Source organism: Candidatus Pelagibacter sp. PS_40, from assembly GCF_059417765.1.
This window is the reverse complement of sequence record NZ_CM182064.1, coordinates 1,274,103-1,296,960: the sequence shown is the minus strand read 5'-3', so window position 1 is coordinate 1,296,960 and position 22,858 is coordinate 1,274,103. Positions and strand designations below refer to the sequence as shown.

The 22,858-nt window shown below is 30.1% G+C and carries 24 protein-coding genes; 10 read left to right on the top strand and 14 right to left on the bottom strand.

From position 1 onward, the window contains the following. Positions 1–403 precede the first annotated feature (403 nt). Together rpsT and mutM are read right to left on the bottom strand one after the other, a co-directional pair. Positions 404–664 carry a 30S ribosomal protein S20 gene (gene rpsT, locus AC5SLW_RS06895; protein ID WP_011281687.1) on the bottom strand — a complete coding sequence of 87 codons (261 nt, stop codon included), beginning with the start codon at positions 662–664 and terminating at the stop codon, positions 404–406. Between the two features lie 50 nt (positions 665–714). Then, positions 715–1,578, bottom strand: coding sequence for a bifunctional DNA-formamidopyrimidine glycosylase/DNA-(apurinic or apyrimidinic site) lyase (gene mutM, locus AC5SLW_RS06890; RefSeq protein ID WP_011281686.1), 864 nt, complete (start codon positions 1,576–1,578; stop codon positions 715–717). A gap of 35 nt (positions 1,579–1,613) precedes the next feature. Between mutM and ubiE the strand changes: the two genes are divergently transcribed. The 6 genes from ubiE to AC5SLW_RS06860 are packed head-to-tail and all read left to right on the top strand — an operon-like array spanning position 1,614 to position 6,742. After that, on the top strand, positions 1,614–2,318 hold the full coding sequence (gene ubiE, locus AC5SLW_RS06885) for a bifunctional demethylmenaquinone methyltransferase/2-methoxy-6-polyprenyl-1,4-benzoquinol methylase UbiE (RefSeq protein WP_011281685.1): 705 nt from the start codon (positions 1,614–1,616) through the stop codon (positions 2,316–2,318). Beyond that, a complete protein-coding gene (gene ubiB, locus AC5SLW_RS06880) occupies positions 2,318–3,886 on the top strand; it encodes a 2-polyprenylphenol 6-hydroxylase (RefSeq protein ID WP_006997502.1) in 1,569 nt (522 codons plus the stop codon). Before ubiE ends, ubiB begins: the two co-directional genes overlap by 1 nt. 8 nt (positions 3,887–3,894) lie before the next feature. Beyond that, the gene (coaBC, locus tag AC5SLW_RS06875; protein ID WP_494575125.1) at positions 3,895–5,100 is read left to right on the top strand and encodes a bifunctional phosphopantothenoylcysteine decarboxylase/phosphopantothenate--cysteine ligase CoaBC; all 1,206 of its coding nucleotides are present in this window, start codon (positions 3,895–3,897) and stop codon (positions 5,098–5,100) included. Positions 5,101–5,106: 6 nt separating this feature from the next. Then, positions 5,107–5,544, top strand: a complete 438-nt coding sequence (gene dut / locus AC5SLW_RS06870; RefSeq protein ID WP_006997504.1) for a dUTP diphosphatase — start codon at positions 5,107–5,109, stop codon at positions 5,542–5,544. After that, a complete protein-coding gene (locus AC5SLW_RS06865; protein ID WP_011281683.1) occupies positions 5,541–6,296 on the top strand; it encodes a HesA/MoeB/ThiF family protein in 756 nt (251 codons plus the stop codon). Before dut ends, AC5SLW_RS06865 begins: the two co-directional genes overlap by 4 nt. Further along, positions 6,293–6,742: an SH3 domain-containing protein gene (locus AC5SLW_RS06860; protein ID WP_011281682.1), complete on the top strand. Its 450-nt coding sequence runs from the start codon at positions 6,293–6,295 to the stop codon at positions 6,740–6,742. The genes AC5SLW_RS06865 and AC5SLW_RS06860 overlap by 4 nt, the downstream gene beginning before the upstream one ends. Here the strand turns inward: AC5SLW_RS06860 and AC5SLW_RS06855 are convergent. The 4 genes from AC5SLW_RS06855 to AC5SLW_RS06840 form a co-directional block, all read right to left on the bottom strand. Next, a complete protein-coding gene (locus AC5SLW_RS06855) occupies positions 6,735–7,328 on the bottom strand; it encodes a DUF3501 family protein (protein WP_006997507.1) in 594 nt (197 codons plus the stop codon). The two genes, AC5SLW_RS06860 and AC5SLW_RS06855, sit on opposite strands and share 8 nt — an antisense overlap. Before the next feature lie 2 nt (positions 7,329–7,330). Next, positions 7,331–8,662 (bottom strand): (Fe-S)-binding protein, encoded by a 1,332-nt coding sequence (locus tag AC5SLW_RS06850; protein WP_006997508.1) that lies wholly within the window; start codon positions 8,660–8,662, stop codon positions 7,331–7,333. 57 nt (positions 8,663–8,719) lie between these two features. Continuing rightward, positions 8,720–9,136, bottom strand: a complete 417-nt coding sequence (locus AC5SLW_RS06845) for a rubrerythrin family protein (protein ID WP_006997509.1) — start codon at positions 9,134–9,136, stop codon at positions 8,720–8,722. Between the two features lie 104 nt (positions 9,137–9,240). Then, a complete protein-coding gene (locus AC5SLW_RS06840) occupies positions 9,241–9,669 on the bottom strand; it encodes a Fur family transcriptional regulator (RefSeq protein ID WP_006997510.1) in 429 nt (142 codons plus the stop codon). 73 nt (positions 9,670–9,742) lie between these two features. Here AC5SLW_RS06840 and fabA point away from each other — a divergent pair, with 73 nt between their 5' ends. From fabA to AC5SLW_RS06820, 4 genes are all read left to right on the top strand, one after another. Beyond that, on the top strand, positions 9,743–10,243 hold the full coding sequence (gene fabA, locus AC5SLW_RS06835; protein ID WP_011281681.1) for a bifunctional 3-hydroxydecanoyl-ACP dehydratase/trans-2-decenoyl-ACP isomerase: 501 nt from the start codon (positions 9,743–9,745) through the stop codon (positions 10,241–10,243). Next, a complete protein-coding gene (gene fabB, locus AC5SLW_RS06830; protein ID WP_011281680.1) occupies positions 10,243–11,454 on the top strand; it encodes a beta-ketoacyl-ACP synthase I in 1,212 nt (403 codons plus the stop codon). Before fabA ends, fabB begins: the two co-directional genes overlap by 1 nt. Beyond that, positions 11,455–12,240, top strand: a complete 786-nt coding sequence (locus tag AC5SLW_RS06825; protein ID WP_006997513.1) for an enoyl-ACP reductase FabI — start codon at positions 11,455–11,457, stop codon at positions 12,238–12,240. 93 nt (positions 12,241–12,333) lie between these two features. Further along, the gene (locus AC5SLW_RS06820; RefSeq protein WP_011281678.1) at positions 12,334–12,726 is read left to right on the top strand and encodes a cupin domain-containing protein; all 393 of its coding nucleotides are present in this window, start codon (positions 12,334–12,336) and stop codon (positions 12,724–12,726) included. A 63-nt stretch (positions 12,727–12,789) separates the two neighbouring features. Here AC5SLW_RS06820 and AC5SLW_RS06815 read toward each other — a convergent pair whose 3' ends face one another. The 8 genes from AC5SLW_RS06815 to lnt all read right to left on the bottom strand — a co-directional run bounded on the left by AC5SLW_RS06815 (position 12,790) and on the right by lnt (position 22,857). After that, positions 12,790–13,485 carry an FkbM family methyltransferase gene (locus AC5SLW_RS06815; protein ID WP_494575120.1) on the bottom strand — a complete coding sequence of 232 codons (696 nt, stop codon included), beginning with the start codon at positions 13,483–13,485 and terminating at the stop codon, positions 12,790–12,792. A 74-nt stretch (positions 13,486–13,559) separates the two neighbouring features. Further along, complete coding sequence (pnp, locus tag AC5SLW_RS06810) at positions 13,560–15,632, bottom strand: polyribonucleotide nucleotidyltransferase (RefSeq protein ID WP_011281676.1); 2,073 nt, start codon at positions 15,630–15,632, stop codon at positions 13,560–13,562. 21 nt (positions 15,633–15,653) lie between these two features. Then, positions 15,654–15,902: a 30S ribosomal protein S15 gene (gene rpsO / locus AC5SLW_RS06805; RefSeq protein WP_006997516.1), complete on the bottom strand. Its 249-nt coding sequence runs from the start codon at positions 15,900–15,902 to the stop codon at positions 15,654–15,656. Positions 15,903–15,915: 13 nt separating this feature from the next. Next, positions 15,916–16,284, bottom strand: a complete 369-nt coding sequence (rbfA, locus tag AC5SLW_RS06800; protein ID WP_006997517.1) for a 30S ribosome-binding factor RbfA — start codon at positions 16,282–16,284, stop codon at positions 15,916–15,918. After that, a complete protein-coding gene (gene infB, locus AC5SLW_RS06795; RefSeq protein ID WP_027306833.1) occupies positions 16,284–18,488 on the bottom strand; it encodes a translation initiation factor IF-2 in 2,205 nt (734 codons plus the stop codon). The genes rbfA and infB overlap by 1 nt, the downstream gene beginning before the upstream one ends. A gap of 10 nt (positions 18,489–18,498) precedes the next feature. Beyond that, entirely contained in the window at positions 18,499–20,052 is a 1,554-nt protein-coding gene (gene nusA / locus AC5SLW_RS06790) for a transcription termination factor NusA (RefSeq protein WP_026225039.1), read from the bottom strand. Between the two features lie 98 nt (positions 20,053–20,150). Next, positions 20,151–21,320 carry a methionine adenosyltransferase gene (gene metK, locus AC5SLW_RS06785; RefSeq protein WP_494575116.1) on the bottom strand — a complete coding sequence of 390 codons (1,170 nt, stop codon included), beginning with the start codon at positions 21,318–21,320 and terminating at the stop codon, positions 20,151–20,153. Further along, positions 21,313–22,857 carry an apolipoprotein N-acyltransferase gene (lnt, locus tag AC5SLW_RS06780; protein ID WP_494575114.1) on the bottom strand — a complete coding sequence of 515 codons (1,545 nt, stop codon included), beginning with the start codon at positions 22,855–22,857 and terminating at the stop codon, positions 21,313–21,315. The genes metK and lnt overlap by 8 nt, the downstream gene beginning before the upstream one ends. Position 22,858 lies beyond the last annotated feature (1 nt).

The window sequence follows — 22,858 nt, the reverse complement described above, 5'->3', positions numbered from 1 at the left end:
AAAAATTTGTAGGAATAAGGTCAGTTAGAAGCAAAATAATTTTTTTGCAATAAATAATTTTGTAAAAGCAAAAATAAATAAAATTAATATTTGCAATAAATAATTTAGTAAAAATAAAAATAAATTAAATCTATAGGTGATTCATTTCAAACGGGAATATTCTCTCTAAGCTGATATAATATTACAACCAAGAGGTGGTCTGTTTTAAATCTTAAAAATTATTTTGCCACAGTGTTGTTTGATTGAACGATTAAGTTTTACAAATTTAAAATCTATGATTGTGTGATTTATAAATTATGTTTCTTTTTATTTTACTAAATCTATATATAGTTAATCTAAAAATTTGATTTCTTATATGATGTAAGTACTATTAGTTGAAATTTAAAATAGTCTTATAAATTTATTATAAGGCTGAAATTTTCTTTGTTATTCTCGAAATGTTTCTTGAAGCATTTGCTTTCTTTATAATTCCAGTTTTTGCAACTTTCATTAACTCAGAGTTCAACTTTGGCAAGAATTTTAGAGCTTCGTCTTTTTTCTTTTCTACCAGAAGAAGGTTCATTTTTTTTATAGCATTTCTATACTTGCTCTTACGAGCCTTATTAACCAATGTTTGTGTAGCAATTCTTCTAATTCTTTTAATTGCTGATTTTGTGTTTGCCATAAGCGCAGTGGTATAGCTTGAGAATTTATAGTGGTCAATAGAATAATTCCCTATTTTTGGCATGTATTACAAAAGAATGTTGACCTATTAGATATAAATATTTTCTGAATTTTCCCATTACATTTAGTTCTTAAGCAGCTTAGATTTTCTCTTTGATACACCCTAAATTCTTTTTGGAAATTTCCACTTTTTCCAGTGATGTTTTTAAAATCTCGAATACTTGACCCTCCTTTTTTAATAGCCCTATTAAGTACACTTTTTGAATAAGTAATAATTTTTTTGCAATCTTGCTTGGTTAACTTTGATGCATAGGTAATTGGATTAATTTTACATAAAAATAAAATTTCACTAGCATAAATATTTCCAATTCCTGATACAAATTTTTGATCTAATAAGAAACTTTTTATATCCTTTTTTTTATTTGTGAAATAACCAATTAAATATTCTAAGTTAAAATTTTTAAAAAATGGTTCAGGTCCTAAATGACTAAATCTTTTTTCAAGTTCCTTCTTGTTTTCTATAAATTTAAAAAATCCAAATCTTCTAGGATCATTGTATATAACTCTTAAACCTTTAAAATGAATTTCAACATGATTATGTTTTTTTGGTAGGCTTGGTGAATTATAAAAACTAGTATTGGTAAACTTACTAATATTATTTTTTTTTATTAAATGAACAGTTCCAGACATCCCTAAATGAATTAAACAAAAAGATTGATCAGAAAAATTCAAGATCAAATACTTTGAAAATCTAGTTACTTTTTTAATAATTTTATTTTTTAATAATTCTTCAAATTTTAAAGGAATTTTAAACCTTAAATTTCTATTCGTAATTATTATTTTTTTGATTTTTTTATGCTCTAATTTTTTAGATAGCGATTGTTTGACTATTTCTACTTCTGGTAATTCTGGCATTTGAGACTATATTATCAATAAATAATAAATTTAATATGCAGCAATATCTCCAAAACAAAAAGGGCCTTGTCCAAAGTGTCTTTGATAATGTCTATGACAAATATGATTTAATGAATGACTTTATGTCATTGGGTGTTCATAGAATTTGGAAAAAAGATCTATTAAGTTGGATGAACCCTTCAAATAATAAAACTTTAATTGATGTCGCCTGCGGAACTGGAGATCTTGGTAAACTTTTTTTAGATGCAACTGATAAAAATGGTGAAATATTTTGCGTTGATCCAAATAAAGGGATGATTGGTAAAGGCAAAGAAAAGTTAAATACTTATAAAAATATCAATTGGATAATTGCTCCAGCTGAAAAGTTGCCTATTAAAGATAATTCTTGTGATTATTATACAATTAGTTTTGGACTACGAAATACTAAAGATCTAAATAAAGCTTTATCAGAAGCTTATAGAGTTTTAAAACCAGGAGGTCGTTACTTATGTTTAGAATTTTCTAAAATTCAAAACTCTAATTTAGACTTTATATATAAAAATTATTCAAAACTTATTCCTTTAGTTGGAAAAGCTATAGTTGGACAAAAAGAACCTTATGAATATCTAGTTAAAAGTATTGAAGAGTTTATTAATCAAGAAGAGTTAATTGATTTAATGAATAAAAATAAATTTGTTAACTGCAGTTATAGAAACTTATCAGGTGGAATTGTAGCTATTCATTCAGGCTGGAAAATCTAATGTTAAAAAAAATATTCATCTTATTTAAATTAGGAAGAAAATTAGCTCGTTCTGATATATTAACTATTCTTTCTAAATTTAAAAAACCACCATTAGCAATTAAGATTCTCTTCCAAATACTTTCATTTTCTTTTTCTCCACCTAATAAAAATAATTTAAACGAAAATGAAGGAGCAAAACTTTCTAAGTCGCTACAATCAATGGGAACTACATTTATTAAGTTAGGACAATTTTTGGTTACTAGACCTGATATTATCGGAGATGATTTAGCAAAACAGTTAGAGGGCTTACAAGATAGATTGCCCGCTTTTACTTTAACTGAAGCAAAGGCAATAATTAAAAAAGACCTAGGAGATGATACTTTCAATTCAATCATTGATTTAAGTGAACCAGTTGCAGCAGCTTCAATAGCACAGGTTCATAAAGCAAAAATAAATGACAATGGAACCATAAAAGATGTTGCTATTAAAATTTTAAGACCAAATATAAAAAAAGTATTTAATGAAGAGATAGATGCTTTGATGCTTTTTGCTTTTATGGTTGAGTCATTTATAAAAAAAACAAAAAGGCTGAAATTGGTAGAAGTAGTTTTTCTTCTTAAAGAAATAACTAATTTAGAAATGGATTTAAGATTTGAAGCAGCAGCTGCAAATGAATATGCCGAAAATACAAAGAATGATGCAGGTTTTAGAGTTCCTGCTATTTATTGGAATTTTACAAGCGAAAATGTCATGACACTTGATTGGGTAGAAGGCGTTTCTATTCGTGAAACAGAAGATTTACAAAAAAGAAATATAGATACTAAGAGAATAGCCTCTGATGTAATTCAGCATTTTTTAAGACATGCTGTTAGAGACGGTTTTTTTCATGCTGACATGCATCAAGGAAATATATTTATTGACGATAATGGGCAAATTGTTCCTATAGATTTTGGAATAATGGGAAGATTAGACAATCTTAGCAAAAGATTTTTAGCTGAAATTTTATTTGGATTTATTCAAAGAGACTACAAAAAAGTTGCTGAGGTACATTTGGTTGCTGGTCTAGTTCCTAAAGATGTGCCTGTTAATGATTTAGCACAAGCATTAAGATCAATTGGTGAACCAATTTTTGGTCAATCTGTAAAAGATATTTCTGGGGGAAAATTATTAAAACAACTTTTTGAAGTTACTGAAAAATTTAATATGCAAACTCAACCTCAATTATTAATGTTACAAAAAACAATGGTAGTGGTTGAGGGTGTTGCGAGAAAACTTAACCCTAATACCAATATATGGGAAACTTCAAAACCAGTTTTAGAAAGTTGGTTAAGAGAAACAAAAGATCCAATTAATACCTTAAATGAAAGTTTAAAAAGTACTACTGAAGTAATTAAAAGATTGCCTGATTTTCCAGAGATTATGGATAAAGCCAATCAAGCTTTATCATTTTTAGCAAGTGGACAGATCCCCCAAAATTCAAATTCATTTACTGCCTTAAATGAAAAGAGATCTGAAATGACTGCCTTTAGAAATCAGTCTATTGTTGGTTTATTACTGCTTGTAATTTTTGGTCTAGTAGTATTTTAATTCTCACAATGAATAATATATCTGAAAGAAAAATACTTTTAATAATATGTGGTGGCATATCTGCTTACAAAAGTTTAGAATTAATCAGATCATTAAAAAAATTAGGTGCAAAGGTTAAAACTATTCTTACTAAAAGTGCTAAAGAATTTGTAACTCCTTTGTCCGTTGCCTCACTATCTCAAGAAAAAGTTTATGACGATTTATTTAACCCTGAAAATGAGGCTGAAATGGATCATATTTCACTATCTAGATGGGCAGACTTAATTGTTGTAGCTCCAGCTACCGCTAATACAATCTCAAAATTAAGCACAGGGTCTTCAGATGATCTTGCCTCAACTGTAATTTTGGCTTCCGATAAAGATATTTTTTTAACACCAGCAATGAATGTTAGAATGTGGGACCATCCATCGACGAAAGAAAACCTTAAAAAATTAAGATCATTTGGTTATAAAATTATAGGTCCTGAAATTGGAGATATGGCCTGTGGAGAATTTGGTGAAGGGAAAATGACTGAACCAGATAATATTGTTCAAGAAATTAATTTATACTTTAGTGAATTAAATAAAAATTATAAATTAAAAGCCTTAGTAACGGCTGGACCAACTAATGAATATATTGACCCTGTAAGATTTATAACAAATAAATCTTCTGGAAAACAAGGTTATGCTTTAGCAAAAGCATTTGCTAAAAAAGGATTTCAAACCACTTTAATTTCTGGACCTACAAATTTAAAAGTAGGCAACAATATAAACTTAATTAAAGTAGAAACTGCAGACGAAATGTTTAAAGCTGCACAAAATAATTTACCAACAGATGTAGCAATTTTTTCAGCAGCTGTTGCTGACTTTAAAGTTAAAGAAATAAGTAATAGCAAAATTAAAAAGCAAGAAAAATTAAATCTAGAACTAGAAAAAAATATTGATATTTTAAATTATGTATCAAAACATAATTCTCTTAGACCAAAGTTGGTAATTGGATTTGCTGCAGAAACTAATAATATAGAAGAAAATGCAAAAAAAAAATTAGATGAAAAAAACTGTGATTGGATAATTGCAAATGATGTTTCCAATAAAGCAATTGGATTTGACTCTAGTTTTAATGAAGTTTCGATTTATTATAGAGATAAAAATATGGATGATGAAAGGCTTACAATAAAAAGTAAATCTGAAATTTCTGATGAAATAGTAGATAGAGTTATTAAAAGATTAAATTAAAATTCAGTGGCTAAAGTATTAATCAAAAAATTAAATCCTAAAGTAGAATTACCTGCTTACAAAACAGATGGTGCTTCAGGTATGGATTTGATGGCTTTTATAGAGGAGCCTATTAGAATAGCACCTAATAGCTCATATTTGGTTCCTACAGGGCTTTCAATGGCATTTTCAGAGGATTATGAAGTTCAAATTCGTCCTCGATCTGGTTTGGCTGCTAAAAAAAGTATTACAGTTTTAAACACTCCGGGGACAATTGATAGTGATTATAGAGGAGAAATTAAAGTTATACTTTTTAATCATGGTAAAGAAGATTTCCTTATCAACAATAAAGATAGAATAGCACAAATGGTCTTAATGCCTGTAATTAAGATGGAGTTTGAAGAAACAGATAATTTACCTGATACATTGCGAGGTGATGGTGGATTTGGCTCAACAGGTAAATGAATAGCCAATTAAAAAAAGCATCAATAGAAAGATACTCAAGACAAATAGTACTTAAAGATATTGGCACTATTGGACAAAAAAAAATTATATCTTCAAAAGTTTTAATTGTTGGAATGGGTGGTTTAGGATCTCCTGTTGCAGAATTTCTTGCAAGAGCTGGGGTTGGTTCGATAGGTATAGTTGATGATGATAAAGTTAGTTTATCTAATCTACACAGACAAAGTCTTTATAACACCAGCGATATAGAAAAATTTAAAGTTCAAGTAGCAAGGGTTAAAATTAAAAAAATAAACCCAAGTATTAAAATTAAAATTTACAAAATAAGACTTGATAAAAATAACTTTAAGAAAATTATAAAAGATTATGATTATATAGTTGATGGTTCTGATAATTTTTCAACAAAATTTTTATTAAATGATTTTTGTTATAAATTTAAAAAAATACTTGTAACCGGAGCCATAAGTAAATTTGACGGTCATATATTTACTTTTAATTTTAAAAATAAAAAAATTCCATGTTTAAGATGTTTTTTTCAAGACTCTGATATTTCAGATGACTTATTAAATTGCGAGTCAGAAGGTATTCTTGGCACTGTTGCTGGTATAATTGGAACAATACAAGCAAATGAAGTTTTAAAGAAAATACTTGGTATTGGAAAAAGTCTTGATGGATATATTTTTATCTTAGATTTATTACAATTAAATTTTAGAAAAGTTAAACTTAAAAAAAGAAAAAACTGTTTTTGTAAATGATAAAAAAAATAGCTATCTGGTTTTTGTGTCTATCAGTTTTATTTGGTCAATTTTCAATGGCAGAAGAAAAGTTTCTTTCTTTAAAAAAAAGTAAAGTAAATGTTCGATATGGACCAAGTTTTGATTCAAAAATCAAATATATTTATAAAAAAATAAATTTACCGATAAAACAAATAGATCAAAAAGAAAATTTTAGGAGAATTGTAGATTTAAAAAATAATAGTGGATGGATCCACATTTCTCAGATTAAAAAATCAAATTCTATTATTATTTTAGAAGATAAAATTTTATATAAAAAACCATCTAACTTTTCAAAACCAATAGCCAAACTAGAAAAGGGAAGACTATTAATCTTAAAAAAATGTGAAAATATATGGTGTAACGTAAAAACTGAAGATTATTCAGGCTGGATCAAAACTGAAAATATTTGGGGTTCTATTAGATAAAATCATCACATAGCGATTTAATGCTATTTTCTGATAGTTTTGTTGTGTGAGTATACTCTTTATGATCAATCCCAAGTTCGATAGTTGCACTATCTGATTTAAATTTAGAAATTTGATCATCATTTAATTTGAAATGGATAAACTGTACTGAAGAAGCTTTTCCTTCTGCTGATGTTCTGTCAACATCTGCTTCTGGAACTGCTTTAACAATTTCATTATTAATTTTCATAAATACCTTTTCTTCAATACCTCCAACTTTACCTAAAAATTTAGCTCTTGAAATTGGATTATCAATTTCAAACATTAATGTTGCTATAAGTTCTTTTCCACTTGGTACTAAGGGATTGTAGGCTATTAATTCATCTTTTAATTGCTCATCTCCACCTTTTTCGATGTGAAGCATTTCTTGAACTTGGGCAACCATAGTTTCAAAACTTTCAAAATAAAAAGTAGCATAAGGACCAAGTGCTATTCTTCTATCTTTTTTAAACTCAACTAAATCTTTTCTGATTTGTTTTCTACTTTTTGCGTAAACATCAGATGGTAGCAAGTCTTCTTTTTCTATTAGTCTTTTTTCTTTACTCATAATTACAATCTATAACTTTTTGCCATTAATTCGATAGGATGAAGTGCCTCATCATTTGAAATATTTGTGTCTGTTTCTAATTGTTTCAAATGCTTACCTGCCAAAGGACAATCTGAAGCCATGTATTTATTATTTTTATTTTTAATTTGTTTTGCTGTTGGTGTTCCAACTTTTATAGCTAGATCGTGAGTTTCCTTCATCACACCAAAAGTTCCTCCGTGACCAGCACATCTTTCAACAACATCCATTTTTATATTAGGAATGAATTTAAGCATATCTCTAGATTTAATACCCATATTTTGTGCTCTTGCATGACAAGCGTTGTGAACTGTAACCCCACCATCAATTTCTTGTAAGCCCTCTGCTAAGCCTTCGTTTTGTGCTATATCAACGATATACTCATCTATATCACTAACACTTTTTGAAAGTCTTTTAATATTTTCATCGTTTGGTAATAGCAATGGCCATTCAAATTTTAACATTAGACCACAGCTGGCTGTTAGAGTAATAATTTGATAACCCTTATCTACCCACTCTAATAAATCTTTGGAAACTTTTTTAGCTTGCTCCACAACTTTTGGTAAATCTGCTTGCTCGAGATAAGGCATTCCACAACAACCTGGGTAAGCCTCTTGAACCTCTACTCCATTTTTTTTTAAAACTTTTAATGCAGCTACACCAGTGTCTTTTTTATTAAAATTAACAAAGCATGTTGAATAAATTACAACTTTTCTATCTTTAGATGGAGCTTCACTGTTTACTGGAATATTATTTTTTTTAAAATATTTTGTAAATGTTTCTGAATTGTAGGTTGGAAGCTTAACCCTCATATCAATTCCAGCAACTAATTCTAATATTTTTCTAAAAAATGTATTTTTAATGTTTGATGCCCAGTTTATAAGGGATGATAACATTACACCAATTTTTGCATTTCTATCAATTCGAGCTAATTGTGCCGGTACTGCAGGTAATTTATTTAATTTTTTTTGAGCTGTTCTGTATCTCAACATTAAGTGAGGAAAGTCTAAATCAAAATCATGTGGCGGTACATAAGGACACTTGGTCATAAAACACATATCACACAATGTGCAAGCATCTACTACAGGTTCAAACTGTTCACTTTTTAAACTTTCTACATCCTCATTTTCTGACTCATCTATCATGTCAAATAATTTTGGAAACGAGTCACATAAATTAAAACATCTTCTACATCCATGGCAGATATCGAATGCTCTTCTCATTTCGTCATCTAATTTTTTAGGATCTAAAAAATCTGGATGCTCAAAATTGATTGGGTGTCTAATGGGTGCGTCTATACTGCCTTCTTTACTCATATTTAAAATTTTAGGATTTAATGGTGGGGGAAAACCCCACCATAAATTAAGTTTTATTTACGCAATAGATTCTAATGTTTTTTGGAATTTACCTGCGTGTGATTTTTCAGCTTTTGCTAAAGTTTCAAACCAATCAGCTATTTCTGGAAAACCTTCTTCTCTAGCTGTTTTTGCCATACCTGGGTACATGTCTGTATATTCATGAGTTTCACCTTGTACTGCTGAAGCTAAATTTGCTTTAGTCTCACCAATTGGTAGTCCCGTTGCTGGATCTCCAACTTCTTCAAGATACTCAAGGTGTCCATGTGCATGACCTGTTTCACCTTCAGCTGTAGATCTAAATACAGATGCTACATCGTTATAGCCTTCGATATCTGCTTTTTGAGCAAAATATAAATAACGTCTGTTTGCTTGGCTCTCGCCTGCAAATGCATCCTTTAAGTTTTCTTCTGTTTTACTTCCTTTTAATGACATATTTTTCTCCTTAATGATTATGGTGTACATATAATCATTCTAAACTGTAAGTCAACAGTTTAGAATTATTTTAATGTAATTATTAAATTATTGAAATTATTGAATTATTTTTGAGTTTGATTATCAGTTGCAACTTTAATCAATACTTCTACTGATTTTATTTTTTTTCCTGTGATATTTCTTTTTATATTCACTGAATCAATTTCTTCGTTGCTACAATCAATCAACTCATTTGTATCTTCGTCAAAAAAGTGATGGTGTTCAGTTACGTTAGTGTCAAAATAACTTTTATCACTATTAATTGAAATTTCTTTTAAGTATCCTTTTTTCTTAAATGCATGAATTGTATTGTAAACTGTTGCTAGGGAAATTTTTTCACTCAACTTTTCTTCAATAATTTTGGTCAAATCATTTATCGTAAAATGAAAAGTTTTTTCAGGTGAAAACAATACTTCACAGATTTTTAACCTTTGTCTAGTTGGTCTTAAGCCAGATTCTCTCAGTTTTTCTTTGTATATATTAATATTATTCATTATTGTTTATAATAATTCTAAACTATTTCTATATTATAATCATCATAAATCAAGTATTAAGGGACTGAAATTTATGAAAAAAAACTCATTCACATATGATGAGCTAATAAGCTGCGGAAATGGCGAACTTTTTGGCCCAGGTAATGCAAAATTACCGCTTCCACCAATGCTCATGTTTGATAGAATAACTGAAATCAACGAGGACAATGGTGCTTTTAGCAAAGGCTCTTTAAAAGCGGAGCTTGATATCAAAAAAGACCTTTGGTTTTTTGATTGTCACTTTAAAGGAGACCCTGTTATGCCAGGTTGTCTTGGCTTGGATGCTATGTGGCAGTTAGTTGGTTTTTATCTTGGTTGGCTTGGCAATCCAGGCAAAGGGAGAGCTTTAGGCGTGAGTACAGTAAAATTCACTGGTGAAGTTTTACAAAATGTTAAAAATGTAAGATATGAAATTGATATGAAAAAAATTATGGCACCAGGTGGAACAACGGTTGGTTTGGCAAATGGTTTAGTATTTGCCGATGACAAGAAAATATATTCAGCAGAAAGTTTAAAAGTGGGGTTATTTAAATAATGAGAAGAGTAGTAGTTACAGGTTTGGGAGTTGTTTCTTGTTTGGGGAATAATCAAGAAGAAGTTTATCAATCTCTTTTAAATTCAAAATCTGGAATATCTTTTTGCGAGGAATATAAAGAGCATAATTTAAGAAGCCACATTCATGGCAAACCAAATATTAAACTTGAAGATCATGTCGATAGAAAAACTATCAGATTTATGGGCTCTGGATCTGCATATAATTACATTGCAATGAAAGAAGCTATTAAGGATTCAGGATTAGAGGATAAAGATATAAGTAATTTTAAAACTGGAATAGTTATGGGTTCTGGGGGTCCTTCAATAGAGAATGTTGTTTTATCAGTTGATAAGACTAGAGCCAAAACTCCAAAGTTAATGGGACCATTTATTGTTCCAAGAACTATGGCTAGTACATCTTCAGCAACTCTTGCTGTACCTTTTAAAATTAAAGGAGTTAATTATACGATGAGTTCTGCGTGTGCAACTAGCGGACACTGTATCGGTCATGCAAGTGAATTAATTCAAATGGGTAAACAAGACGTTGTGTTTGCAGGTGGTAGTGAAGAATTACACTGGGCAATGACTGCAATGTTTGATGCGATGACTGCATTATCTTCTAAATACAATGATGCGCCTGAAACTGCTTCTAGAGCTTATGATAAGACTAGAGATGGCTTTGTAATAGCAGGTGGTGGTGGAGTTTTGGTGCTTGAGGAATACGAGCATGCAAAAGCAAGAGGTGCAAACATATATGCTGAATTAACAGGCTATGGAGCGACTTCTGACGGGTATGATATGGTAGCCCCATCTGGTGAAGGTGCTGTTAGATGTATGAAAATGGCTTTAGCAACTGCTAAAAATAAAATGGACTACTTAAACACTCACGGAACTTCAACTCCTGTTGGAGATATAACAGAACTTAGAGGTGTTGGAGAAGCATTTGGTGCTGAGGTACCAAAAATAAGCTCTACTAAATCCCTTTCTGGTCATCCACTAGGTGCTGCTTCTGTTCATGAAGCAATTTATAGTTTAATCATGATGAAAAATAATTTTATCACAGCTTCAGCTAACATCACTGACATGGATGATGAAGCAAAAAAATTCCCAATCGTTACTAAAACTGAAACAGATGTTAAATTAAACTCTGTTATGTCTAACAGCTTTGGTTTTGGTGGAACAAATGCAACTTTAATTTTTGAAAAGGTTTAAATGAGTTTAATGAAAGGCAAAAGAGGATTAATCATGGGCGTTGCCAATGAAAGGTCTATCGCTTGGGGTATTTCGCAGAAACTTGCAGAAGCTGGAGCTGAACTTGCATTCACTTATCTTGGTGATGCATTAAAGAAAAGAGTAATCCCTTTAGCAGAAAAATTAAATTCAAAAGCTACATTTAGTTGTGATGTTGAGAATAAAGAAGAAGTAATAAAACTTTTTGAAGATATTAAATCTGAATGGGGACAAATAGATTTTGTGGTTCACGCAGTTGCATTTTCAGATAAATCAGAATTATCAGGTGAGTATTTAAACACTACTAGAGAAAACTTTTTAAGAAGTATGTTAATCTCATGTTTTTCATTTACAGAAGTTGCAAAAGAAGCATCTAAAATAATGAAAGAAGGTGGAAGCATGTTAACCTTAACTTACGAATCTACTAAAGCTATTCCAAATTATAACGTAATGGGTGTTTGTAAATCAGCTCTTGAGGCAAGTGTTAAGTACCTTGCAAGAGATTTAGGTGCTAAAGGCATGAGAGTGAATGCTATAAGTGCTGGACCCATTAAGACTTTAGCAGCTTCTGCTATTGGAGATGCAAAATTCTTATACAAGTGGAATGAAGATCATTCTTTCCTTAAAAGAAACGTAGATATTCATGATGTTGGAAATTCAGCATTATATCTATTAAGCGACCTTGCAAATGGTGTTACTGGTGAAATTCATTACGTAGATGCTGGATATAACAAGGTTGGAATGCCAGATCCTAAAAATATTACCTAAAATATAGTTAAATTTAGTTAAAAAAATTTGGAAGAATTTTTTAGACTTAATAATTTATATTTAAAAAAAATAAGACATAAGCTAAGATTTTGAATGATTTTTGTAAAAAATCTTGCTTCTGTTTTGAGTCAAGAATGGTCATCAACTGAAAAGTATCCTGGAGTAAGGTGGAAATTTTTAATTGATGCAGATTTTGATGGTAGTTCTGGTTTATCCCTTGGTTTTGCTGAAATAGCGCCTGGTGGAGATTTAACACTTCATTATCACTCACCAGCAGAAATATATGTGGTTACGAATGGTAAAGGAATTTTAAATAAATCAGGTAAACTTGAAACAATTAAAAAGGGCGATGTAGTTTATATAGCTGGAAATGCTGAACATGCCTTGAAAAATAATGGAAAAGAAACCCTTGAATTTTATTGGATTTTTCCGACAGATCGTTTTTCAGAAGTAGAATACTTTCCAGCAAAACAAAAGAGTGGCTAAAGGTTTTTTCAATTAAAGACATATAAAAAAAACCTCTTAACTTAAATAGAGTGTTTATATTTTTTATATAATTTTTTTGAAAATAAAATTATCAGCTAAATTTGTAACTAATTTATATTTTTTGTTAAATAAAAATTTATAAATTTCATGTTTTTTGATATTAAACTCTTCTATTTGATCTTGCCAAATTTCAATACAAATTAATTTTGGTTTATATTTTTTAAAATCTAAAGATTTTAGTACTTCATAATCTGCTCCTTCTGCATCAATACTTAAAAAGTCTATCTGCTTATCCTTATAAATTGTTTTATCTAAAATTTTTGTTAAAGGCTTTGAAGAAACCTTTTCTTTATATTTAAATTTTGAGCTACCTTTTTTTTGAATAATACTCGCACTTAAAAATAAATTTTTGTTTGTATAATAGTCTATTATTTTATTTTTAGTTGAAACAGCAGCATGAATATTAACATCTTCTTTTCTTGATACATCGAATAAATCTATGGATAGTTTGCTCATATCTATATTTACACCTCTCCATCCATGTTTGTATAAAAGAAATGTATTATTAATTCTAGATGGATGATGACAGCCCACATCTACGTACAAACCCTTTTTTTTGTTTTTGAAATACTTTAATACAAAGATGTCTTCTTTGCTTTGAGAATAAAATTTTCTTTTTTTGTAAATTTTATTCTTAATATATAAATTTTGTAATATGTATAATTTTTTGTATATATCTTTTAAGTAGTTAAAAATCATTTAAGTTTTTTAGTAATTTTTAAATAAAAACCCCCAGAACTTTCATTCCAGAGGTTTAGAATTTTAATTTAAAATTATTCAGCAGCTTGTTTCATAGAAAGTTTAACTTTACCTCTATCGAAACCAATCACTTTAACTTTTACTTCATCACCTTCTTTAACAATATCAGTAACTTTTTCTACTCTTTTAGTAGCAAGTTCTGAAATGTGAACAAGACCATCTTGTTTACCTAAGAAATTTACAAATGCACCAAACTCCATAATCTTCATTACTTTACCTGAATAAATTTTATTTAGTTCAGCTTTTGCTGTGATGTCTTTGATCATTTGCATAGCAATGTTTCTGGACTCTTCGTCCGGAGCAGCAACAGTTACCACACCTTCATCGTTCACATCTAGTTTAGCACCTGATTTTTCAACAATTTCTCTAATCGTTGCTCCACCTTTTCCAATTACAGCTGCAATATCTTTTTTATCAACAGTAATTTGTTCCATTTTTGGAGTGTGTTCACCAACATCAGCTCTTGATTCACTTAAAGCTTTATTCATTTCACCTAAGATATGAATTCTTCCTTCTTTTGCTTGTTTTAAAGCCTGCTCCATGATTTCAAATGTGATACCTGTAATTTTAATATCCATTTGAAGAGAAGTAATTCCATCTTTAGTTCCAGCAACTTTAAAGTCCATATCTCCAAGGTGATCTTCATCACCTAAAATATCTGACAAGACACTAAAATCATCGCCTTCTTTAATTAACCCCATTGCAATACCTGCAACTGGCTCTTTAATTGGCACTCCAGCATCCATAAGTGCAAGAGATGCACCACAAACACTCGCCATTGATGAAGAACCATTGGATTCTGTAATTTCTGATACTATTCTGAAAGTATATGGAAACTCTTCCTTTGGAGGTAATGAAGAGTTAATTGCTCTCCATGCTAATTTTCCATGACCAACTTCACGTCTTCCAGTTCCAATTCTTCCAGTTTCACCAACTGAGAAAGGAGGGAAGTTGTAATGAAGCATAAATCTTTCTCTATGCTGTCCATCTAAACTTTCCAATCTTTGTTCGTCATCAGATGTACCTAAAGTAGTAACTACAATCGCTTGTGTTTCGCCTCTAGTAAATAGAGCTGATCCGTGAGTTCTTGGTAAAACACCAACTTCACACTCAATAGCTCTTACATCAGCCAAGCCTCTGCCATCAATTCTTTTTTTATTTTTAAGAATATCAGTTCTAACAATTTTCTTTTCAAGATTTTTTAATTCATCATTAACATTGAAATCAGAGTAATTTTCATCATCTGCAAAAAGTTGTTTTGCTTTATCAGAAATTTCTGAAATTTGATTTGATCGATCTTGTTTGTCTATTGTTGCAAAAGCTTTAGTTAAATCTTCTGTAAAGTTTTCTTCAAGTTTTTTCTTAACTTCTGATAAATCTTTTTTCTCAACAGTCCATTCTGGTTTTCTGCATTCTTTTGCAAGTTCCTCGATCATTTCGATTACTGGAACAAAACCTTCGTGACCAAACTTAACTGCATCTAACATTACTTCTTCTGTTAAACCTGACGTTTCTGACTCAACCATCAGCACAGCATCTTTAGTACCAGCTACAACTAAATCTAAAGTAGAGTTTTCTAACTCAGCTTTTGATGGGTTTAATATGTATTTTCCATCAACTAAACCAACTCTTGAAGCACCTACAGGCCCCATAAATGGCATTCCTGAAATGGCTAATGCAGCTGATGAAGCTGTAATTGCTAAAATATCTGGTTGATTGTCTTTATCATATGAGATTACAGTTGGTAATAACTGAACTTCATTTTTGAATTCACTTGGAAACAAAGGTCTGATGGGTCTATCAATTAATCTTGAAATCAATTGTTCACTTTCAGTTGGTCTTGCTTCTCTTTTAAAGTATCCACCAGGAATTTTACCACCTGCATAATATTTTTCTTGGTAATTTACAGACAGAGGAAAATAATCCATATCTGGATTTACTTTTTTGGCTCCTACTACTGTTGCTAAAATAACTGTTTCACCACATGAAGCAATGATTGCTCCGTCTGCTTGTCTTGCTACTTTACCTGTTTCTAAACTTATCTTCTTACCTGCTACTTCAATTTCCTTCTTGTATACTTTGAACATCTATTTTCCGTTTCCTTCTGTCTATTTTCTTAAATTTAATTGAGTTAATACATTTTTGTAAGAATCAAATTTATTTTTCTTTAAATATTCTAACAATTTTTTTCTTCTATTTACTGCTCTTAATAATCCAACCGAAGAGTGTTTATCTTTTTTGAATTGTTTAATGTGTGCTGAAAGAGTTTCAATTTTTCCTGTTAATAATGCAATTTGTACTTCTGAAGAACCAGTGTCCTTCTCGTGCATTTTTAATTCTTCTGCTTTTTTCGTCATACTATTTATTTTCCTATTTATTTGTTTGTTTTATTAAGTTTTCTATTTTTTCTGCGTACTCAAATGAGTCGTCTTTAGCAAAAAGTATTTTTGGTAAATATTTCATAATTATTTTTTTAGATAAAGCTTTTCTAATTAAGAAAGAATATTCTTTTAATTTTTTAATAACTAACTCCGAATCTTTACCACCTAATGGTAATACGTAAGCTTTTGCAATTTTAAGGTCTTGACTCATTTTTACTTCAGTAACCGTTATAGTATTAGTTTCTAAATTTGGGACCTTAGCTTCATTTCTGGCAAAAATCATGCCTAAAGATTGCCTAATCATCTCTCCAACACGCAATTGTCTCTGTGATACTGGTTTTCCTATTCTATCAGCCATTATACTGTTCTATCCGTTGTAGTCGTACTAAAGGCCTCTATTGTATCGTTTTTCTGGAAATCGATAAAGTCCTTAAGCGTTATTCCACACTCTTGGCCATTACTAACCTGTTTTGCCTGATCTTTTTCTCTAAAAATAGTACTTATTTTACCCGTATAAATAATTGCTCCATCTCTTACTACCCTAGCACTTGCGCCACTAGTTATTTCACCTTCAGTTACTTTTGAGCCTGCAACTTTTCCTGTACCTGAAACTTTGAAAATTTCTAAAATTTGAGCTGTACCAATAATTTTTTCCTGAACATCTGGAGCAAGAAGTCCTGACATTCTTAATTTAATATAATCCAAAACTTCATAAATAATATTATAAGAAGAGATTACAATTTTTTCATTTTCTGCTAATTTTTTTGCTTCCTTACTTGGTTTAACATTAAATGCAATTAGTGCAGCGTTAGATGCTTTTGCTAAAGTTACATCTGTTTCTGTTACCATTCCAATATCAGATAAAATTATTTTAGGTTTTACTTCATCATGGGTAATTTGATTAATCGCACTTTTGATTGCCTCTGCAGATCCATGAACATCTGATTTTACGATAATATTTAATTCTGCAGCTGACTTATCAGCAAAAGCCGAGTCTTGAGTAGCAAAAGTTAAAGGACTTCCACCAGTTTTGCTTTCTTCTGCTCTATTCTGACTTAATGTTTTTGCCTCTTTTTCTGAATCTAGTACAATAAAATCATCTCCAGATTTAGCCGCTCCATTAATTCCAAGAATTTCAACTGGCATTGATGGTGGTGCTTCATTAACATTTTCTCCTTTATCATTAATTAAAGCTCTTACTTTTCCCCATTTTAATCCACTAACAAAGAAATCACCTTTTTTAATTGTTCCAGATGTAACTACAACTGTTGCAACAGCTCCTCTGCCAATATCAATTTTAGATTCTAAAACAATTCCTGTAGCTTTAGATTCAAAGTCAGTTTTTAAGTCTAAAATTTCTGCTTGTAGAACAATCGACTCTACTAACTTATCTAAATTTTTTTTATTTTTTGCAGAAATTTCAACCATTAAAGTATCTCCCGATAGATCTTCTGCAATAAGTTCGTATTCTAAAAGTTGGTTCTTTATTTTTTGTGGATCTGCCTCAGGTAGATCACACTTGTTAATTGCTACAACTATTGGAACGTTCGCAGCTTTTGCGTGTTTTATAGATTCTATTGTTTGAGGTTTAACACCATCATCTGCAGCAACTACTAATACTACAACGTCTGTTAATTTTGATCCTCTAGCTCTCATTTCTGTAAATGCAGCATGACCTGGTGTATCAATAAAAGTCAGTTTATTAGATTCGTGTTGTATTTGGTAAGCTCCAATGTGTTGTGTTATTCCACCAAATTCACCAGAGACAACATTCGCACTTCTTAAAACATCCAATACCGAGGTCTTTCCATGATCCACGTGGCCCATCACAGTTACGATTGGTGGTCTATTCTTTAAATTTTCAGATCTAGACTCTTTTATTTTTTGAATAATTTCTTCTGCTTTTGTTTCTCTAATCGGATTGTGACCAAATTCTTTTACTAAGTATTCGGCAGTATCTGCTGCTAATGTTTGATTGATAGTAACCGTAACACCCATTCCAAATAAATGTTTAATTACATTGCTTGATTGCTCAGCCATTCTGTTAGATAGTTCTCTCACTGTTATTGCTTCAGGAATATTTACATCTCTTTTTACAGGCTTTAAGCTTTCTTGAATTTCTTCTTTAGTAAGTTCTCTATTTTCTTTTAATTTTGCTCTTTTAAGCGAAGCCATACTTCTTGATCTTGCTTCAATCTCATCACTTAATGCTCTTGATACTGTTAATTTTAATTCTCTTTTTTTAGTTTCAGGTTTACCTGTATCCCCTTTCAATCTTCTAGTTGCTCTTTGTTCAGCTAACTTACGTTTTTCATAATCATTAGTTATTGGAGAAGCCGGTTTAGGTGCTGATGTGGTTCTTGGAGGGAAACTACTTGTTGTTGATACTGCTGGTTTTGACCTAACACTAGCAGGTCTAGTAAAGTTACTTCTAGGTGCGAATTTGCTGGGCTTTTTTTCAATTACAACGGAATTTTTACTTTGAGTTTTTGCTAACTCTATATTCTCTATCGATTTCTTGGCTATGCCAGACAGTGTTAATTTTGTTTTTTTGTTTTCCATATTTCATTACTCAATCTTTGTAAATTATGCTTCTTGCAGACATAATTAATTCATCCGCTTCTGTTTTTGATAAAGCAAAATCTTCAAGGTATCCTTGAATCTTAATTCTTTCACCTTTCACAACATCATAACCACCTGTTAATTCATCAGAGGCAAGGTCTGCAAAATCTTCTAATTTTAAAATCTTTTGCTCTCCTAAAGTAACTAACATTCCAGGGGTCAGTCCTTTGTGATTTATAAGATCATCTTGAAGTCCCAAATCTTTAATTCTTTGAGTAATATCTTCTTGATCTTTTTGGTAAAACTCTTTTGCTCTTTCAATCAAAGCCTTGGCAGTGTCTTCCTCTATACCTTCAATTTTCATTAAATTTTCTGGTGAACTATCTTTAATATCTGAGATTGAAGAAAAACCTTCAGCAACAAGTAATTGTCCTAATGTTTCATCCAGCTCTAAATTTTTAACAAAGTTTTCAGTTTTTTCTTTAAATTCAGATTGTCTTCTTTCTGAATCTTCTGCATCAGTCATTATATTAATTTCGTAATTTAATAATTTAGTAGCAAGTCTTACGTTTTGACCTCTACGACCAATTGCTTTACTTAAATTTTCTTCTGTTAAAATTACATCTAATTTTTTTGCAACACTATCAACGTTCACTCTTTGAACTTCAGCCGGTGACAATGCATTTGAAACTACTATTGCTGGATCTTCAGACCAATTAACAATATCAATTTTTTCACCTTGTAATTCGTTAACCACTGCTTGGACTCTTGATCCTCTCATTCCAACACAAGCTCCTACTGGATCTAATGAAGTATCAACTGCTTTAACACAGATTTTTGCTCTACTTCCAGGATCTCTTGCTGATGATTTAATTTCAATTAAACCATCATAAATTTCAGGAACCTCTTGAACAAATAATTTTTCCATAAATTTTGGATGTGCTCTTGATAAAAATATTTGTTGTCCTCTAGCTTCTCTTTTAACATCATAACAGTAAGCTTTAACTCTATCTCCAGCTTTAATGTTTTCTCTAGGGATCATTTCATTTTTTTGAATAATTGCTTCAGTTCTACCTAAATCAACTATCACATTTCCAAACTCTAGACGTTTAACAATTCCACTTAGAATTGAGTCTTTTTTATCTATAAAATCATTGTATTGTCTTTCACGTTCTGCTTCTCTTACATTAAAACTAATAACTTGTTTTGCTGTTTGTGCAGCTATTCTTCCAAAATCAAAAGAGGGAAGCGGTTGTAAAATTTCGTCACCAATTTTTTTATCTTTGTTGACTTCATTTAAAATGATTGCATCTTGAAGATTAATTTCTGTATTTGTATTTTCTGGCTTTTCTACAACAATTAATTTTCTGAAAATTCCAATATCGCCACTTTCTCTGTCTATTAAAACTTTAATTTCATTGTCCTGTCCAAATTTTGATTTGGCAGCTTTTGCAATTCCAGTTTCCATGGAATCTATAATTAATTCTTTATCTATAGACTTTTCTAAAGCAACTGCTTCAGCAATTCTTAATAATTCTAATTTATCTGATCTTCTATTTAACATAAGTTTATTAGCTCCAAAAAAAAATGGGCTAAAGCCCATTCTGTAATTTCAATAATGTAAGGGCAATATATAAAGATTTTTTTTTAATTCAATAGCAACTATTTAGAAAAAACGTCTTTTTTATCAGTTTTTTCCCATGAAAATGAACCGTTAGCTTCAGGCACTCTTCCAAAATGACCATAAGCTGCTGTTTTTTCATAAATAGGTTTATTTAAGCCAAGCATTTCTCTTATACCTCTTGGGCTTAAATCAAAATTTTCTGAGATCTTTTCTGTTACAAATTTATTTTTTTCTAAATCATTATCAAATAAATCTACATAAATTGATAAAGGTTTAGAAACTCCAATTGCGTATGCTAGTTGAATTAAACATTTTTCAGCAATGTTAGATGCAACAATATTTTTAGCAATATATCTTGCTGCATAAGCAGCTGATCTATCAACTTTAGTTGGATCTTTACCAGAGAAAGCTCCTCCACCATGAGGTGCTGCTCCACCATAAGTATCTACAATAATTTTTCTACCTGTTAAACCACAATCCCCATCTGGGCCACCAATTACAAAATTTCCAGTTGGATTTATATATAATTCTTCTTCATTAAAATCTTTCAAAAACTTTTCTGGAATTGATTTTAATAAATAAGGTTTTAATAATTCTCTAACTTTAGCTTGATCTACATCTGCTGAGTGTTGTGAAGATATAACAACTGATTTTACTTTGGTTGGTTTTCCATCTATATACTCAAACGTGACCTGACTTTTTGAATCTGGCTCAATATTTTTTAATTTTCCAGATTTTCGATCTTCCGCCATTAATCTCAAAATCTTATGAGAATAATGAATTGGTGCTGGCATTAATTCTTCAGTTTCGTTACAAGCATAACCAAACATTATTCCTTGGTCACCCGCTCCCTCATCTTTATTACTTGATGAGTCCACACCCATGGCTATATCAGCAGATTGTGCATGAAGGTGGCTTTCTATTTTTGTAGCTTCTCTCCAAGTAAAACCATCTTGATCGTACCCTATATCCTTGATGCATTCTCTTACTTTTTGAATAAGGTCTTCTTCTTTGATGCTCGGTCCTCTTACTTCTCCAGCTAAAACAACTTTATTTGTAGTGGTTAAAGTTTCACATGCTACTCTTGAAAAAGGATCACCTGAAAGAAAGCTATCCACAACCATATCAGAAATACGATCTGACACTTTATCTGGATGTCCTTCAGAAACAGACTCGCTTGTAAATAAAAAATTTTTTAAATTACTCATGTGTAATTTTCTTAAATGAAAAAATTAAAAAAATATATAATAAAATAAGTATAAAAAATATCTTATCCCCATAATTTATATAAGGTGTAGATTTAAGGATTTTACTCTCTTTAAAATCAACATAACCAGTAGTGCCAAACTCAACTTTTTTTTCTATAATACCTATTGGATTAACAATGGCAGATATTCCATTGTTTGCTGATCTAATTACATATTTTCCACTTTCAATTGATCTAAAGATACTGTGTGCAAAATGCTGTTTTGGGCCAATAGAATTTCCAAACCATCCATCTTCTGAAATATTAATTATATAATCAAAGTTTTTGTCTTTAAATAATCTATTTGAATAAATAATTTCATAACAAATTAAGGGTAGTAATTTTAATTCTATCTTGTCATTTTTTATTAAGAGTGCTTTTTGGTTCTCACCTTTTGAAAAAGATTGGTAATCATTGGTTACTGTTTTAAGTCCTATTAAACTAAGTACTGATTCAAATGGAGTAAACTCTCCAAATGGCACTAAATTATTTTTGTTATAACTATGAATTAAATCCAATTTATTGTTAAAAATCGCCATTGAATTAAAAAATAAATTTTCATTATTTTTAGTTTTTACACTATTTAGACCCATGATTATTAAATCATCACTAGAAAAACTATTTGAAAATAATTCCTTATATATATCCATATCTCTTAAATAACTGTCTGGAATAATTCCTTCAGGCCATAAAAAAATCATTGGCTCTTTTTTTTCTGGACTACTCAAGGTAATTAGTTCTTGTATTATCTTTAATTCATCCTGCTTTGAATAAAATCGGTCTAAACGAATATTGGGTGATACGGCTCTTATTGTAAAATTATTTTTAATATCAGCTGTAGTATTAAATTGATTATATTTTAAATTGCCAAAAACTAAAAAACCTACAGAAATTATTATAAAGAAAAAACAGACAATAATTTCTTTTCTGGTTTTTCTTAAGATAAATACAGCTGGAACAGTAAACAAAGATATACAAATTAAATTGAAAGAATAAGTCCCAATTACTGAAAGAATTTGAATAAAATAAATACTTTCTGAAAAACTAAAAGCAATTAAATTCCATGGAAAACCAGTAAGAATGGTCCCTCTAATAAATTCAATAGATCCAAATAAAATTGAAAAAATAAAAAATGTACTAACAACATCTCTAGAATAAAAAACAGAAAACAAATAAGTTATTAATCCATAAAATATTGCAAGAAAAGCAGGAAATAAAACTATAGCTATAGGTATTAAAAATTTAAAGCTTTCATCAAAAGTTAAGGAAATTGCAATCCAATATAAACTACATAAAAAATAACCAAAACCAAAAAACCATCCATATTTAAAGAAAGATTTATTATTTTGATTATTTTTTTTTTGTGTAAAAAGAAAAATAAAAAATAACGAAAAAGTAAAAAAATTAATTATAAAATAATTATAAGGTGGCAAGCTGTAAGAGCTGATAGCACCTAAAAAAAATACATATAATATGTTTAAAAAATTTTTTTTAAGCAAG